This is a genomic window from Burkholderia sp. Ac-20365, assembly GCF_017104715.1.
In the GTDB taxonomy this organism is placed as follows: Bacteria; Pseudomonadota; Gammaproteobacteria; order Burkholderiales; family Burkholderiaceae; genus Paraburkholderia.
The window spans coordinates 165,239-180,586 of record NZ_JAAGPI010000013.1 but is presented as its reverse complement, the minus strand read 5'-3'; the positions used below and the strand labels follow the sequence as shown (position 1 = coordinate 180,586).

Annotated in this window: 14 protein-coding genes and 1 pseudogene; 10 read left to right on the top strand and 5 right to left on the bottom strand. The window is 61.1% G+C overall.

Annotation, left to right across the window (positions count from 1 at the left end):
• The first annotated feature begins 90 nt into the window (after window positions 1-90).
• The 3 genes and pseudogenes from G3O01_RS23335 (at window position 91) to G3O01_RS23325 (ending at window position 3,275) form a co-directional block, all read left to right on the top strand.
• Window positions 91-1,533: a PLP-dependent aminotransferase family protein gene (locus G3O01_RS23335; protein ID WP_205808109.1), complete on the top strand. Its 1,443-nt coding sequence runs from the start codon at window positions 91-93 to the stop codon at window positions 1,531-1,533.
• Between the two features lie 941 nt (window positions 1,534-2,474).
• Window positions 2,475-2,866: pseudogene (locus G3O01_RS45580) on the top strand (peroxiredoxin).
• 145 nt (window positions 2,867-3,011) lie between these two features.
• Window positions 3,012-3,275 (top strand): DUF3331 domain-containing protein, encoded by a 264-nt coding sequence (locus G3O01_RS23325; protein ID WP_241024197.1) that lies wholly within the window; start codon window positions 3,012-3,014, stop codon window positions 3,273-3,275.
• 88 nt (window positions 3,276-3,363) lie between these two features.
• Here the strand turns inward: G3O01_RS23325 and G3O01_RS23320 are convergent, their stop codons facing one another.
• The 4 genes from G3O01_RS23320 to G3O01_RS23305 all read right to left on the bottom strand — a co-directional run bounded on the left by G3O01_RS23320 (window position 3,364) and on the right by G3O01_RS23305 (window position 7,302).
• Entirely contained in the window at window positions 3,364-4,107 is a 744-nt protein-coding gene (locus G3O01_RS23320; protein ID WP_205808104.1) for an SDR family oxidoreductase, read from the bottom strand.
• 184 nt (window positions 4,108-4,291) lie between these two features.
• On the bottom strand, window positions 4,292-4,864 hold the full coding sequence (locus G3O01_RS23315; protein ID WP_205808102.1) for a YbhB/YbcL family Raf kinase inhibitor-like protein: 573 nt from the start codon (window positions 4,862-4,864) through the stop codon (window positions 4,292-4,294).
• A 76-nt stretch (window positions 4,865-4,940) separates the two neighbouring features.
• Entirely contained in the window at window positions 4,941-6,146 is a 1,206-nt protein-coding gene (locus G3O01_RS23310; protein ID WP_205808094.1) for an FAD-dependent oxidoreductase, read from the bottom strand.
• A 253-nt stretch (window positions 6,147-6,399) separates the two neighbouring features.
• On the bottom strand, window positions 6,400-7,302 hold the full coding sequence (locus G3O01_RS23305; RefSeq protein WP_205808092.1) for a LysR substrate-binding domain-containing protein: 903 nt from the start codon (window positions 7,300-7,302) through the stop codon (window positions 6,400-6,402).
• Between the two features lie 103 nt (window positions 7,303-7,405).
• Between G3O01_RS23305 and G3O01_RS23300 the strand changes: the two genes are divergently transcribed.
• The 5 genes from G3O01_RS23300 to G3O01_RS23280 all read left to right on the top strand — a co-directional run bounded on the left by G3O01_RS23300 (window position 7,406) and on the right by G3O01_RS23280 (window position 12,234).
• Entirely contained in the window at window positions 7,406-8,608 is a 1,203-nt protein-coding gene (locus G3O01_RS23300; RefSeq protein WP_205808090.1) for an MFS transporter, read from the top strand.
• Between the two features lie 30 nt (window positions 8,609-8,638).
• Window positions 8,639-9,613 carry a TIGR03571 family LLM class oxidoreductase gene (locus G3O01_RS23295; protein WP_205808088.1) on the top strand — a complete coding sequence of 325 codons (975 nt, stop codon included), beginning with the start codon at window positions 8,639-8,641 and terminating at the stop codon, window positions 9,611-9,613.
• 111 nt (window positions 9,614-9,724) lie between these two features.
• Entirely contained in the window at window positions 9,725-10,531 is an 807-nt protein-coding gene (gene dkgB / locus G3O01_RS23290; protein ID WP_205808085.1) for a 2,5-didehydrogluconate reductase DkgB, read from the top strand.
• A gap of 78 nt (window positions 10,532-10,609) precedes the next feature.
• Window positions 10,610-11,728 (top strand): alkene reductase, encoded by a 1,119-nt coding sequence (locus G3O01_RS23285; protein ID WP_205808082.1) that lies wholly within the window; start codon window positions 10,610-10,612, stop codon window positions 11,726-11,728.
• A gap of 71 nt (window positions 11,729-11,799) precedes the next feature.
• Complete coding sequence (locus tag G3O01_RS23280) at window positions 11,800-12,234, top strand: SRPBCC family protein (RefSeq protein WP_205808080.1); 435 nt, start codon at window positions 11,800-11,802, stop codon at window positions 12,232-12,234.
• Here G3O01_RS23280 and G3O01_RS23275 read toward each other — a convergent pair.
• Window positions 12,231-12,878: a DUF4148 domain-containing protein gene (locus G3O01_RS23275; RefSeq protein WP_205808078.1), complete on the bottom strand. Its 648-nt coding sequence runs from the start codon at window positions 12,876-12,878 to the stop codon at window positions 12,231-12,233. The two genes, G3O01_RS23280 and G3O01_RS23275, sit on opposite strands and share 4 nt — an antisense overlap.
• A gap of 167 nt (window positions 12,879-13,045) precedes the next feature.
• Here G3O01_RS23275 and G3O01_RS23270 point away from each other — a divergent pair, with 167 nt between their 5' ends.
• Both G3O01_RS23270 and proP read left to right on the top strand, forming a co-directional pair.
• Window positions 13,046-13,492 carry a GNAT family N-acetyltransferase gene (locus tag G3O01_RS23270; RefSeq protein ID WP_205808076.1) on the top strand — a complete coding sequence of 149 codons (447 nt, stop codon included), beginning with the start codon at window positions 13,046-13,048 and terminating at the stop codon, window positions 13,490-13,492.
• 246 nt (window positions 13,493-13,738) lie between these two features.
• On the top strand, window positions 13,739-15,205 hold the full coding sequence (proP, locus tag G3O01_RS23265; RefSeq protein WP_205808074.1) for a glycine betaine/L-proline transporter ProP: 1,467 nt from the start codon (window positions 13,739-13,741) through the stop codon (window positions 15,203-15,205).
• The last annotated feature ends 143 nt before the right edge of the window (window positions 15,206-15,348 follow it).

Genomic DNA, 15,348 nt, shown 5'->3' with positions numbered 1-15,348 from the left:
GATGTTGATGGCGAGGGGTTGGTGTAGGCTTCAGTGTCGTCGTTCCATGTCCCAGCCGACAGGGACATTTTTTGAGCTTTAGACCAGGCCATGACCCAGCCAACGGCCCGCGCGGCGCCTGCCGCTACGCCTATCCACGAGCAGATCTACGTGCGGTTTCGCGCGATGATCGAACAGGGGCAACTGAGTCCCGGCCAGAAGGTATCGTCGCTGCGTGCGCTCGCGACCGAGCTGGGTGTGGCGCGCGGCACGGTGCAGGTCGCGTACGACCGCCTGCTTGGCGAGGGATACCTCGTTGCGCGCGGCCCGGCGGGGACATTCGTTTCGGAGCACACCGCTCCCGCCCGGCCCGCGCGCCCGAAGAAAGCCGCTGCTGCGATCCGCGTGCTGCCGGCGCAGATTGCGCCCGAAGACATCATCGATGCGGAAGGCGGCGGTCCCTCGCTGCTTCAGATGGGCTTGCCAGCACTCGACGAATTTCCGAGGAAGCTCTGGGCGCGGCTGATGGCGCGGCAGGTACGCAGAGCGGGATCGCTGACCAAGCCACCGCCGGCTGGCTATATGCCCTTGCGCGAGGCACTGGCCGCGTATCTGCACCGCTCGCGCGGTATCGACGCGGACGCAGGCCAGATCTTTATCTCACCTGCTTACACCGCGAGCCTGGCGCTCATCGTCGATGCACTTGGGCTCGCGCGTGAGAACGCCTGGATCGAGCAGCCCGGTTATCCGCCCACCGCGCTCACGCTCAAGCGACTGGGCCTGCAGGTCCGCGACGTGCCCGTGGACGAGCATGGCATCGACGTCGCATCTGGACGCGCGCATTTCGCTGCTGCGCGCCTCGCCGTCGTGACGCCATCGCATCAAAGTCCGACTGGCGTCGCGCTGCCGCTGCAGCGGCGCGTCGAGTTGCTCGACTGGGCGAACGGGCACGACGCGTGGATTGTTGAAGACGACTACGACGGCGAGTACCGGTATCGCGGTCATCCTCTGCCGGCTTTGAAAAGCATGGATTCATATGGGCGTGTGATTTATTGCGGCACGTTGAGCAAGGTGTTGTTTCCTGGGTTGCGGCTTTCGTATGTGGTCGTCGCACCTGGCCTTGTCCCGCAATTCGAACTTGCTTGCAGGCGCACTGTGCATGGTGGATGTCCGGAACTGATGCAGGCTGTGGTGGCTGATTTCATCGGCGAAGGTCATTTCTCGCGGCATATCAAGCGAATGCGGACGCTCTATGCGCGACGGCGCGCGCTGTTGGCCGATGCGCTGGCGGCCTATGCAGAAGATGGATTCGTTGTTCATCTTCAGGACGGTGGTATGCATCTTCTCGTCGACGTGCGTGATGATCTCGACGATGTCGAGTTGGCCAGCCGCGCGCGTAAGGCTGGGTTTGCTGTGCATGCACTGACGACATGGCGGAATGGGGCGCCTGGGCGGCGTGGGATTTTGATGGGGTTTACTAATGTGCGGGATCGTAGCGAGGCTGAAAGGCTTGTTGCCCGGTTGGTTAGTGCGTTTGGAGTTCGTGTGAAGTAGTGTTGCCCCCTTTGGCGGGGCGGCATTTGGTTTGGTTTTTGGTTTGGTCTGGTTTGTTTTGTCTTGCGACGCTTGGGTGGTTTGCTTGTGTTTTCGCTGACATCCGCGTTTTGTTTTGCCTGCTTCAAGCGTCGCCCCTGTGCGGGGCGGCACCTACTTTTCTTTGCCGCGGCAAAGAAAAGTAGGCAAAAGAAAGCCGCTGAACACCGCCAATCCTTGTGCCCGCCTGAGGGCCCCCAACGGGTCCTCCGCTTCAAACGGCAACCTGCTTTTCACTGCCCGTTGCCAACGCTCTTATTGAGCGCCTCACCCGCTTCACACTCCTGCGTCGCCACAAGCGCGATCAGATCGCCCACGTTCTATAGCGGCAAACTGTGTGTCGGCTTTCGCGCCGTACGCGCTTCACTCCGGACTGAAAAACACGATCGGTGTCGTAAGAGCGCAGAGGTGTGAAGCACTACGACCTACACACAGTTTGCCACCTGGGCGGCCGTAACCATTCGCTGTCGCTGGCTGTGCTACGGGCGAGTGAAGCGGGTGAGGCGTCGATTCGAGGCGTTGGCAACGGGCAGTGAAAGGCAGAACGCCGTGTGAAGTGGAGGAACTGTTGGGGGCCCTCAGGCGGAGGTCAAGAGCTGGCGGTGTTAGCCCGCTTTCTTTGCTTACTTTCTTTGCGGCGGCAAAGAAAGTAAGTGCCGCCCCGCACAGGGGCAACGCTTGAAGCACCGATACGAAACCGCGGATGCCAGCGAAAGCAAAAGCAAAGCAAAAAAAACCAAACAAAACCAAACCAACGTCACAAGACAACACCGATTGATGCCCCCGATGCAACATCATGCTCCCCTCCAGGAGCCTTCTACACGCAAGCGCATCTCTCTACGATTCAACCTACACAGAAATCACAAACCACGAATCAAGCAACAAAATTCGCACTGAAAAGAATGACGCAGCCACAAACATCACTCGACAAGCACTCCGAACAAGAGACTCAGATTCTCTATTCGACCACAGTCACCGTGAAGGGTGGCAACGCGGGCCACAGGCGCGCATCAGGAATCGCGAGCTCGGAAGACGGGCAACTGGCAGTTGAATTGCGATTACCCAAGGCACTCGGCGCCCCCGGAGACGGCACCAACCCCGAGCAATTATTCGTCGCGGGTTATGCAGCCTGTTTTCATGGCGCTCCCAGTCTGCTGGCAGCACGCTCGGACGCGCCGTGGCTGAAGAACTGGTTCGCAAGACCGCGCGCTTTCGTCCTTACACAAAGATGGCAAGGCAAGGCATCGTGAATGTCGTCGCACTCGTCGTGTCCGGCGAAGCGGGCGAGTCGTGACGCGGTCCGACTCATCGGAAAGAGATTGGAAATGAACAGAATCGATCCATGGCTCCAGATTGTCAGCGGGTTGCACGGGCGCAGCCGCTTCACAGCACAACAGTCACTCGCACCGAGCGAACGCTGCAGTCCAATGACAGTTGCAATGGCCAACGCTTCATCGATCCGTCGCATCGAATGGCAGACCACCTGCACGATTCTGGTTTCATGGAGCGATTCGACGCTCGGCCATTTCGAAGATCAGACCTGGCGTGCCGGTTTTGCACGCACGTCCGGCGTTTGTGGACTCACAGGCGAACCCGTGCGTCGCGGCGACCCTGTGTTCCGGCCACTTCAACGCGCTGGCGTGCTGCCGCGCAACGCGTTCGACATGATTCTCGCGAACACACTGCAAGCGACGCACAACTAAATCGCAAGTGAGCTTACGCGTGGTGTCCAAGGCATCCGCGTCCGCGTTGCGCGACGCGCTTGCCAACGGACACTCTCCGCAGAGAGTTTTACTGCAGCGTATAGCCGTGATCGACGATCAGATCCTGTCCATAAACGCCGCGCGAAGCAGGCGAAAGCAGAAACATGATCGCATCGGCGATTGCAGCAGGTTCAAGAAAGCGCCCAGGAAGCAGGCGTTGATTCACGCGGCCCGCGACGCTGGAGAGTTGATCCTGCGGCAAGCCCAGACTCGACCAGATGGCAGTTGCCGTCGGTCCGGGCGACACGATGTTGATCCGGATATCGTCGGCTGCCAGTTCTACCGCGAGCGTTCTTGCTTGTGCCTTGAGCGCTGTCTTCGACGCGATATAGGCAGCGAGCCCCGGAAACGTGACCTGTGACAGAAATGTCCCGATGAAGACCACCGATGCAGGCTTCGCCATCTGTTCCCGCATCACAGACAACGTATTCAGTGCACCGGCGCCGTTGACGGCCCATTGACGCTCGAACGCGGCCACATCCAGACCCTGCGCTAACTGGGCTATTCCCGCATTGGGCACCAGAAAATCAACGCGGCCCAATTGACGCGCGCGTTCGCCCAGAGCGGCGAGATCACTGCTTTGCGTGACATCGCCTTTTACCCACTCGAGTTGTTCTCCATACTGGCTCTGCAATGAGTCCAGTTCGCCCATTGTCCGGCTCATCGCCAGTACACGCGCACCGCTCGCCAGCAGACGATCGACCGTTGCAAGGCCAATTCCGGAACTCGCGCCCGTCACCACCGCGAGCCGATTCTCAAATCCCTCAAACATGCTGATTCCTTTTCATTCGTTAAATATATTTTTCTTGTCGTTGGCCTACGACGCAGGCCATCACGACCCGCTCTCTCTATCAAGGATCAGGCCAGGTCGTGAATGCCTTGTTTTCAACGAAGTGAGAACATGCCGTGTCGAATCGACCCGATGCGATCCGACTGCATCGGTAGTCGGATCGCACTCATTCAGGCATGCGGTAATACCGTGCGATGTAGCGCGCCTGCGCGATCACCTTGCCGTGCATCTGATACGCGACCAGCGCCGGGCTCGACGCCGCTTTGACGTCGATGCCCTGCACGCTTAGCGCCGACACAGTCACGATGTACCGGTGCGCCGAGCCTTGCGGCGGGCACGGCCCGCCGTATTTCGAATCGCCGAAATCCGTCAACGTTTCCATTGCGCCCGCGGGCAGCAATTTCGCATTTCCCGAAGCGCCCTTTTCCAGCGACGATGCCCACGCCGGAATGTTGACCACTTCCCAATGCGTCCAGCCGAGCCCGCCCGTCGGTGCGTCGGGATCGTGAATGGTCACGACGATGCTTTTCGCCGCGGGCGGCACGTTGGTCCACGAGATATGCGGCGAGACGTTGTCGCCGTGGCAACCGAATCCGCCGTACACCTGTTCGTTCACGAACCGGCCACGATCCAGCCCATCGACAGTGACCGTGAACGGCGCGGCCAACGCGATGGGCGGCATCAGCGCCATCAACATGCACAGGCAGATCGCTGCCAGCAAAGAAGCGTTGGCTCTCATGGTGAACTCCATCGGGAGGAATATGCGTGAATGCATGCCGCCCGCGCCGTTTGCGGCTGCGGGCGGCACTGAAGGCTTAGCCGAAGCTGGCTTCAGGATTACCCGCTGCCAGTGCTTCAGCGCGATTCGGCGCCGGCGGATAGATCCACTTTGTGTTGATCATCTGCTTGCGCGCTTTGCCTTCGGCGTGCGTGAGCTTGATCTGCCGGTCCCAGCCTTCCGAGTAGATCGCACCCCACTCGCCCAGATCGACGCACGTCGCGTAGAACGGCTGACGGTACTTGAGCGTCGGCACGCCGATCAGATCCGCCGCCACGTTATGACCGCCGAATTGGCCCATTACGATTGCGTGCTGGCACGACATCAACGCGTAGCGGCCGTCGTCGTCTGTGAGTGCGCGTGCGACGTCGCCCGCCACGAATACATGCGGCGCCTCTGGCACGCGCAGATCGGGCGCCACTGCGACGCGCCCGAGCGGGTCGAGATTCGACGACACCTGCGCCGCCAGCGGGCTCGCGCGCATGCCGCCGGCCCAGATCACCGTGCTCGCCTCAATATGCTGCCCCGACGCCGTGCGTACGCCATCCGGGCCCACGGACACCACGCCCGATCCGAGCACAGCCTCAACGCCTAGCGATTTGAACGCATCGGCGATATACGGACGCGGGTTCGCTCCGAGGTCGGGTCCAATCTCAGCCTTCGAGCCGATCACGACAACGCGCATCTGCGCGTCCGCGCCAAACTTCTCGCGCAGCCGCTTCGGCAGTTCCGTTGCGACTTCGATACCCGTGAAGCCGCAGCCGACGATAGCGACGGTATTGCGCGCAGGTGTTGCGGGCAGCGTCGCGAGCCTGGCGAGGTGCTTGTCGAGTTCCACCGCGTCTTCGATACAGTCCACCGACAACGCATGCTCCAGACCCGGAACGGGCGGCCTGCTGAGCTTGCTGCCGCTCGTCAGCAACAGGCGGTCATACGCGAGCGAGCGCTTTGCTCCATTGGCCGACACGACGCTCACCGTCTTGTTCTGAACGGAAATACCATCGACGCTGCCTTCGACGTACTTCACGTCGATTGCGTCAAGCAAAGGCAGCAGCGGCGCGGCCATCTGCTGCGGTTCGGCTTCGTACATGCGCGGACGAATCTGCAGTTCAGGCTTCGGCGAAATCAGCGTGATCTCAACATCGCTGCTTCTGACACCTGCGCGGTCGAGCACACGCGCTGCGCCTAACGCGCCCCACACACCGGCAAAACCGGCACCTACGATCAGTATCTTCTGCGACATGATGTTGCCTTCCGTTAGAGAGTTGCGAAGTCGACGACAGGCGCGGGGACGTCGGGCGAAAGCGTGCGCGACTGCGCCAGCCCGACGTTGGAAACATGGCCTGTGCGACCATCGTCGAAACCGATTGTAGGTAGGGATATCCAGTGCCAGAAGCACCGCGCGCGAGTTCACCGTGTTGCCTGCACGACAACAATCACGGTGAGACGCAGAAGGATTTGAGCGGGATGTAGCGGGTAAAACGACGCCGCGAAGACTAGCGCGCGAACTCCGTCGTCTTCACTGCTTCAGCCAGATAATCGACGAAAGAAGCGATGCGCGCCGATATCGCCGTGTTGCGATAGTAGACGGCATTGATCGGCTGACGCACGTCCTGTGTCTGTCGCGCAAAGAGCTGAATCAGACGGCCTTCGCGACGGTCGCGGCCTGTCATGAAGTCGGACAGGCAGACAATGCCCGCGCTTTCCAGCGCCAGTTGGCGCAGCGTCTCGCCGCTCGACGACGCAATGCTGGGTTCGATCCGGTACGGCTCGTTGTCAGGTCCGACGAGTGGCCACACATTCAGCGATTCGGGTTGCGTGAAGCCGAGCAGCGAATGTTTCGAAAGTTCATCGACGCGTTTCGGATGACCGTGTGCCTTCAGATACTCCGGCGTCGCGAGCACGCGAATGCGGCTGCTGCCAACGGGACGACTGTGCAGCGTCGAGTCCTTCAGCCTGCCGATGCGGATCGCAACGTCGGTGCGTCGCTCCAGCAGATCGATGATGCCTTCGTTGCTGTTCAGTTCCAGTTCGACTTGCGGATAGCGCTCGCGATAACCCGCAACGAGCGGCACGATCACATGCAGCATGAACGGCGTAGCCGCATCGATGCGCAAGCGTCCCGATGGCCTCTCGCGCCGCGCGGCAAGCTGTTCTTCTGCATTCTCCACGGCACCGATGATTTCGCGCGCGTTCTGCAGGAAGGCCTTGCCTTCTTCCGTCAGTTCGAGCCGCCGCGTGGTCCGGCGCAGCAGCGTGGTTTGCAGCTTTTCTTCGAGCCGTCCCAGCGTGCGGCTCGCACCGGAAACCGTTTGCTCCAGTTGCTCGGCGGCGGCCGTGATCGAACCCGTATCGACGACGGTTGCGAAGGTCTGCAGTTCATCGAGTGTGACTTTCATACTTGATCTGAAATCAAAAGTGTTTCCTTTATAGACCAGTTTTTCTGCAAAAGTAAAGACGGCACACTGCGTCCATCCTTTTGAAGCTCTCCGGTAGACGACCATGCCACTTGCTCTTTTTGCGCTGACACTCAGCGCTTTTGCGATCGGGACGACCGAGTTCGTTATCGTCGGACTCATTCCCACCATCGCCGCCGACCTCGGCGTCAATCTTCCTTCAGCGGGCCTGCTCGTCAGCCTGTATGCGCTGAGCGTCGCGATCGGCGCACCGCTGCTGACTGCGCTGACGGGACGCGTGCCGCGCAAGACCTTGCTGGTCGCGCTGATGGCGCTCTTTACGATCGGCAATCTGGTCGCGTGGCGCGCGCCTTCGTATGAGTCGCTCGTCATCGCGCGGATTCTGACCGGCCTTGCGCATGGCGTGTTCTTCTCCGTCGGTTCGATCATCGCGACGACGCTGGTGCCGAAAGAGAAATCCGCGAGCGCCATCGCGACGATGTTCAGCGGCATGACCGTGGCGTTCGTCGCGGGCATTCCGCTCGGCACGTTCATCGGCCAGCATTTCGGCTGGCGCGCGACGTTCCTCGTGGTCGCGCTGTTCGGTCTCATCGCGATGCTCGGCGCGCTGTTCTTCATGCCGAACAATCTGCCGCATAAACGCCCTGCCGCGCTGCTCGAACAGGCTCGCGTGATCGCGCATCCGCGCCTGTTGCTGGTGTACGCAATGACGGCTGTCGGTTATGGCGGCTCGCTGATCGCCTTCACGTTCATGGCGCCGATTCTCGAACAGATCAGCGGATTCACGCCGTCGCAGGTCAGCATGGTGCTCGTCGCGTATGGCGTGTCGGTCGCATTCGGCAACGTCTGGGGCGGCAAGCTCGCCGATGCGCAAGGCCCCGTCAAGGCATTGAAGCGCATTTTCCTGCTGCTCGCCGCCGTGCTGCTGGTGTTCACGTTCACGTCGCACAACGCGTGGCTCGCCGTTCTGACGATGCTCGCGTGGGGCGCCGTCGCGTTCGGCAACGTGCCGGGGTTGCAGGTCTACGTCGTCAAGCAGGCGCAGCAGTTCGCGCCGCAAGCCACGGATGTCGCATCGGGTTTCAACATCGCCGCATTCAATCTCGGCGTGGCGGGCGGTTCGTCGCTGGGCGGCGTGATCGTCGCGCATCTGGGGCTGGGCCACACGCCCTGGATCGCGGCTGCCGTGACCCTGCTCGCCTTCGCGCTGACGGCATTGAGCGGCCGCCTCGACCGCCGCGCGGGACTGCCCGAGCGCCCGGCGGAAGCCGTTGCCGTGACCCATTGAAGTGCGCATCGAACCTGAACGGAACCACTCATGACCGACTCACTCGACAAACTCACGCAAGGCGGCTTCAGCATCGGCGTCGAACTGCCGCTCGACAACGACTGGTCGCCCGCTGCGCAACGTGACCACGGACACGCGCCGCGTCGTCCCGGCGTCCCCGACATGAGCCGTCACGCAGAACTTGCGCGGCTCGTCGACACACTGGGTTTCCGTGCGCTATGGGTACGCGACGTGCCGCTCTACGATCCCGCATTCGGCGATGCCGCGCAGGTCTTCGAAGCGTTCTCGTACCTTGGCTATCTCGCGGGCATCACGCGCGACGTATTGCTCGGCACCGCAGCCGTCGTGTTGCCGTTGCGCGAGCCGCTGCTCACGTTGAAATCGGCGGCAACGATCCAGCAGTTGAGCGGCGATCGTCTGCTGCTAGGTGTCGCAAGCGGTGACCGCCCGGTTGAATATCCGCTCTTTGGCCGCGACTTCGCAACGCGCGGCGCGCAGTTCCGCGAGCAGATCGCGATGCTGCGCACGGGCGCACGCGAGCACTTGCCGCCCGGCATCGAAGTGCTGCCGCATATGCAACGCCGCTTGCCGCTGCTGGTAGCGGGTCTCGCGCAGCAGCAGCCCGAATGGCTTGGCGCGCAGATGGACGGCTGTCTCGCCTATCCCGGCACGCCCGGTGACCATCTGCGCCGCTCCGCCGCCTGGCGCGCGGTGGCGGGCAACAAGCCGTACATCAGCTTTATCCATCTCGATCTCGCCGACGATCCTCACGAGCCGCTCACGCGCCATCGCTTTGGCGTGCGTACGGGACGTCTCGCACTGATCGACGAACTTGCCGCGATGCACGCAGCGGGCGTGCATCACATCGCGCTGCATTTCAGGCGCAACCGTCGGCCGCTCGACGAAACGTTGCATGAGATTGCGCAAGACGTGCTGCCGCGTTTCCATGCAGCCGAACAGAACGTGCCGTCTTCATTCGCTTTGGAAGCGGTAAGCAATATTTGATTAAAAATCAAGATTCTTTCCTGTTTCTAACGGTTTTTCGATCGAATCGGGCGGAGCAGAATAAGCCTTGTTCATCGCTATACGAATTCATCCATTCTGGGGAGCATCATCATGAGTCACATTCCAGCATTCGGTCTTGGCACGTTTCGCCTGCAAGGTCAGGTCGTAATCGATTCGGTACGTAATGGTCTCGAACTTGGTTATCGCACCATCGACACCGCGCAGATTTACGGCAATGAAGCCGAAGTCGGCGCAGCGATCGCCGCATCGGGCGTCGCGCGCGACGAGCTGTTCCTGACGACAAAAATCTGGGTCGACAACTATTCGCGCAGCAAGCTCGTTGCGAGCCTGAAAGACAGCCTGACGAAGCTGCGCACCGACCGCGTCGACCTGACGCTGATCCACTGGCCCGCACCCAACAATGGCGTGCCGCTCGAAGAATTCATGAGCGCGCTTGCCGATGCAAAAGCGCAAGGCCTCACGCGCCAGATCGGCGTTTCGAACTTCAACATCGAACTGACGAAGCAGGCGATTGCTGCGGTCGGCAAGGACAACATCGCGACCAATCAGATCGAACTGAGCCCGTATCTGCAGAACCGCAAGCTGGTCGAGTTCCTCGCAGAACAAGGCATTCATGTCACGTCGTACATGACGCTCGCTTACGGCAAGGTGTTGAACGATCCCGTTATCGGCGAGATCGCCAGACGCCACGACGCGACGCCGGCGCAAGTCGCGCTCGCATGGGCACTGCAACTCGGTTATTCGGTGATTCCGTCGTCGACGAAACGCGAAAACCTCGCGAGCAACCTGCTCGCGCAACAGCTCAAGCTGACCGCCGACGACATGGCGCAGATCGCCACGCTCGAACGCAACGGCCGCGAAGTCAGTCCCGAAGGCCTTGCACCCGTCTGGGACTAAGCACACACCACGCTCTTACGCTTGATGCGCGCGGCCTGATTGCCGCGCACATCGCAAGGAATCGCAAGGAATCGCATCATGAAGAACGACCCGCTTTTCGAATCACTCACGCTTGGCTCGCTCACGCTGCCCAACCGCATCGTGATGCCGCCGATGACGCGCTCGCGCGCGAGCCAGCCCGGCGATGAAGCCAACGATCTGATGGCCGCCTATTACGCGCAGCGCGCGAGTGCCGGTCTGATCGTCAGCGAAGGCACGTATATTTCGCCCCTCGCGAAGGGCTACGCATGGACGCCTGGCATTCACACGCAGGCGCAGATCGACGGCTGGCGCAAGGTCACGACGGCTGTCCACCAGGCAGGCGGCCGCATCTTCGCGCAGCTCTGGCATGTCGGCAGATTGAGTCACACGAGCCTGCTTGGCGGCGAACAGCCGGTGTCGTCATCGGCGATTCAGGCGCAAGGCGTCAATGTGTTTATCGCCGGTGCTGACGGCAGCAATGTGCCGGGTTTCGTGGAGGCCTCGGCGCCCCGCGCGCTGAGCAAGGCGGAGATCGCCGAGGTCGTTGCACAGTATCGCGATGCGGCACGCAATGCGATGCTCGCGGGCTTCGATGGTGTCGAACTGCACGCGGCCAATGGTTATCTCGTCAATCAGTTCATCGACTCCGGAGCGAACAACCGCACCGACGAATACGGCGGCTCGCTGGAAAATCGTCTGCGCTTTCTGAACGAGGTCACGCATGCGCTGATCGAAGGCACGGGCGACGCGCAACGCGTCGGTATCCGGCTCGCGCCGCTGACGACGCTGAACGGCTGCGTCGATGCCGACCCCGAAACGACCTATATCGGCGCCGCGACGATGCTAGGCGAGATCGGCGTCGCGTACATCCATATCGCGGAAGCCGATTGGGACGACGCGCCGCATATGCCCGTCGAATTCAAGCAACGCATCCGGCAAGCGTTTCCGGGCGTGCTGATTTACGCGGGCAAATACACGGCGGAGCGCGCGCGCGAGGCAATCGCGGCAGGCTGGGCCGATCTCGTCGCGTTCGGCCGACCATTCGTGGCGAACCCCGACCTTCCGCAACGCCTGCGCTCCAATGTTGAACTCGCGACGCATCATCGCGAGACGCTATTTGGCGGCGGTGCTCAAGGGCTGACCGATTACCCGGCCCTCACAGGCACGAACGGCTGACGGGAAACCGTCGTGCGAATCGACAACGAGCACGCGCGGACGCCGCGCGTTTAATGCTTAAGGGAAAGGACATGGCGAGCGTTAGCGTATCCATCGACATTGCAGCATCTGCGGAAGAAGTGTGGTCGCTGGTCGGCGACTTCGACGGGTTGCCGGTGTGGCTCGAACTCATCCGCTCGTCGCGGCTGTCGGACGACGGCCGGGTTCGCCATCTGGCGGCGGCCAACGGCTCGATCATCGTCGAAAGGCTGCTCGATCATAGCGATAGCAACCTGCAGTACCTTTATACGATCATCGAAGGACCGGACGCGGTGACGGACTACACCGCATCGATGTCGGTGCGCGGCATCGACGCGCGCAGCACGACGGTGACGTGGGCGAGCCGGTTCGAGCCGAACGATCCGCACGAAGCGGAATCGCTTGTCGCGAACTACAGGAGTCTGTACCTCGCTGGTCTCACTCGGCTCAAGGTGATTCTGGAAGGGCGCGGCCGACAAGATGCTTAAGGATGGCGGCCACCGAAGTTCGGCATCGTTCCATTCGCGCGTGCACGCTTGAGTTCAGCAACAACTTCAGCACGCGTCTTCGGACGTCCGTTCGAAACAGTGACCGGGTGGTTACGCTGTGCGATGTTTCCAGGCTCACGCGAGTCGACGTGATGCCTTCCTGTCGATGTGAGTGGCCTGTGTGCGACCGTTCGTTCGTGGTTGTGCGATCCGCTTGCATTGGAAATTCTTGCGCTGCCGGTCGTCTCGACGGTTGCCGTTGCCATCGCGCGGTCTGCTCGGTCTGCTTTCAGTTCGCGTGCGCGTAGTTCCTGCTGCAGCGCCAATGCCTGCGGCAGATCTTTATGCACGGCGAGTACTTCGTCGAGCAGCACTTTCGCGGCGGTCAGATCGTTGCGTTGCAAGTTGTCGCTGATTGCCTGCAGGACGTAGGCGATATCCGCATCGGAGGTATCGTCGAGCGCTGCAACTGGCGGCACATCGCTAGCGGGTGGCGCATTTTGCGTGTAGTCCGTCATCGACATGTCGTCGTGATGGAACGGCCAGATGTCGATCGACTCGATGTGCAGCACGACGGCCGCAAGCGCCAGCCCGACCATGACAATGCAGCCCGCAAGCGCTCTTTTGTCGAAACGACCGTTCACCGTTCCCTCCTTTACACGACTAAAAGGCGCACAACGGAGATGCCGATTGAGAGAAGTACTTTCAGGAAAGGCGATGCGACTCGGTGGTGAATCGCTAGAAGCGAATGGGGAGCAAGAGAGATGCCCGGTTCAATGCTACGCTACGAACCCGATCCAGACGTTCCCACATGATGAACCGCCACCTGAACATAAGACTCGCTGTCGACTCCGACGCTGGACAGTTGGCTGCTGTGGATCAACTTGCGGCGTGCGAGCCGCGGAGAAAAGAGTTAATCGAACAATCGATCGCGGACGGACAGTGCTGGGTGGCCACACGTGCCGACGACCCAATGACCGTGCTTGGCTTTGGGATACTAAACCGCTCGTTCTTTCATCAGCACTTTGTTCAGTTACTTATTGTCCACGAAAATCAGCGACGACTTGGCATTGCAACGACTATTCTTCTCGCGCTTGAAACTCAATGTCGCGGAAGCAAGCTCTTTACATCTACCAACGCGTCGAACGCACCGATGCGCGCTCTTCTGGCGCGCGCAGGCTACAAACCCAGCGGATGGATCGATAATCTTGACGCGGACGATCCAGAACTTATATTCCTGAAGTTCATTCCTGGTTGAAATGTTCAACCTCGAATCGTCGCCAGGAAGCGCGACGCACGCTGCGTCTGTCGTTTTCCACCGGTTTCTGGACGCATGAGCGACGGCCCATCCGGGTGCATGTCAGCACACTCTACCTGATCGATTTTGCTTCGCGTGTTCGACGCGAAGGCATTCCACAGTCCTCTGGCGCCCATTACGCGATCGGCATTGCTTTGATCGGACGCTGCATCTGACGGGTTGGCCATGCAATCAGGAGTGAGTCAATTGAGCCATTCGCAAGCGCGCATTGCACGCCGCCGTTCTTCGAGCCCGACACTCACGCTCGATGACATCACGATCGTCGATCAAAGCCTTCTCAAACGTGCGGTCGGCGCCATGGCGCTCGGCAACGCAATGGAATGGTTCGACTTCGGCGTGTACAGCTATATCGCTGTGACGCTCGGCAAAGTCTTCTTCCCGTCGAGCAGCCCGTCCGCGCAGCTGATCGCGACGTTCGGCACGTTCGCAGCAGCCTTCCTCGTGCGCCCGATCGGCGGCATGGTGTTCGGCCCGCTCGGCGACCGCATCGGCCGACAACGCGTACTCGCCATGACGATGATCATGATGGCCATCGGCACGTTCGCTATCGGCCTGATTCCGAGCTATGGCTCGATCGGCATTCTCGCTCCGGCGTTGCTGCTGGTTGCGCGTCTGGTGCAAGGTTTCTCGACGGGTGGCGAATACGGTGGCGCAGCGACTTTCATCGCCGAGTTTGCCACCGACCGTCGACGCGGTTTCGCGGGCAGTTTCCTCGAATTCGGCACGCTGGTGGGTTATATCCTCGGTGCCGGAACGGTGGCGGTGCTGACGGCATCGCTGTCGCAGGAAGCGCTGCTGTCGTGGGGCTGGCGCGTGCCGTTCTTCATCGCGGGTCCGTTGGGTCTGGTGGGTCTTTACATCCGGATGAAGCTCGAAGAAACGCCCGCGTTCAAGAAGGAAGCGGAAGCACGTGAAGCCGACGAGAAGTCGCGTCCGAAGCAGAGCTTCATGGAACTGCTCGCGCAGCAGTGGAAACCGCTGCTGCAGTGTGTCGGCCTCGTGCTGATCTTCAACGTGACCGACTATATGGCGCTGTCGTATCTGCCGAGCTATCTGTCGGCGACGCTGCACTTCAACGAATCGCACGGTCTGTTCCTCGTGCTGGCCGTGATGGTGCTGATGATGCCGATGACGATCTATGCGGGTCACCTGTCGGACAAGATCGGCCGCAAGCCTGTGATGCTGTTGGGCTGCGTGGGTCTGTTCGTGCTGTCGATTCCTGCGCTGCTGCTGATCCGTACGGGCGCCGTGCTGCCCGTATTCGGTGGGCTGCTGATTCTCGGTGCGCTGCTGTCGACGTTCACGGGTGTGATGCCCTCGTCGCTGCCTGCTCTCTTCCCGACGAAGATCCGTTATGGCGCGCTGGCGATTGGCTTCAATGTGTCGGTATCGCTGTTTGGTGGGACGACGCCGCTCGTTGCCGCATGGCTGGTAGAAACCACCGGCGACGCGATGATGCCCGCGTATTACCTGATGGGTGCATCGATCATCGGCATCGTGTCGGTGCTCGCACTGCGCGAGACATCATGCAAGCCGCTGCCCGGCTCGGGTCCGTGCGTGGCGACGCATGCGGAAGCGATGAGCCTGATTCGCGCAACGCAGCGGGGACGCCGCGAGAAGCAACACATGGCGATCGTTCGGGAACGCGTGTAGCGTCTGACGGCAGCGCGGTCAGCGCCCCGCAAGCATCCGACCGCCGAGCCCAACCAGAAGCACGCCCGCCGTGGTGTCGATCACGGCTGTGCGCCGGAGCTTCCGCCTGACGAACCATGCTCCATCCCGTCAATAGTTGTTTG

Coding starts and splice junctions, on each gene's coding strand:
- G3O01_RS23335 (WP_205808109.1), top strand. CDS start 91: ATGACCCAGCCAACGGCCCGCGCGGCGCCTGCCGCTACGCCTATCCAC.
- G3O01_RS23325 (WP_241024197.1), top strand. CDS start 3,012: ATGGCCAACGCTTCATCGATCCGTCGCATCGAATGGCAGACCACCTGC.
- G3O01_RS23320 (WP_205808104.1), bottom strand. CDS start 4,107: ATGTTTGAGGGATTTGAGAATCGGCTCGCGGTGGTGACGGGCGCGAGT.
- G3O01_RS23315 (WP_205808102.1), bottom strand. CDS start 4,864: ATGAGAGCCAACGCTTCTTTGCTGGCAGCGATCTGCCTGTGCATGTTG.
- G3O01_RS23310 (WP_205808094.1), bottom strand. CDS start 6,146: ATGTCGCAGAAGATACTGATCGTAGGTGCCGGTTTTGCCGGTGTGTGG.
- G3O01_RS23305 (WP_205808092.1), bottom strand. CDS start 7,302: ATGAAAGTCACACTCGATGAACTGCAGACCTTCGCAACCGTCGTCGAT.
- G3O01_RS23300 (WP_205808090.1), top strand. CDS start 7,406: ATGCCACTTGCTCTTTTTGCGCTGACACTCAGCGCTTTTGCGATCGGG.
- G3O01_RS23295 (WP_205808088.1), top strand. CDS start 8,639: ATGACCGACTCACTCGACAAACTCACGCAAGGCGGCTTCAGCATCGGC.
- dkgB (WP_205808085.1), top strand. CDS start 9,725: ATGAGTCACATTCCAGCATTCGGTCTTGGCACGTTTCGCCTGCAAGGT.
- G3O01_RS23285 (WP_205808082.1), top strand. CDS start 10,610: ATGAAGAACGACCCGCTTTTCGAATCACTCACGCTTGGCTCGCTCACG.
- G3O01_RS23280 (WP_205808080.1), top strand. CDS start 11,800: ATGGCGAGCGTTAGCGTATCCATCGACATTGCAGCATCTGCGGAAGAA.
- G3O01_RS23270 (WP_205808076.1), top strand. CDS start 13,046: ATGATGAACCGCCACCTGAACATAAGACTCGCTGTCGACTCCGACGCT.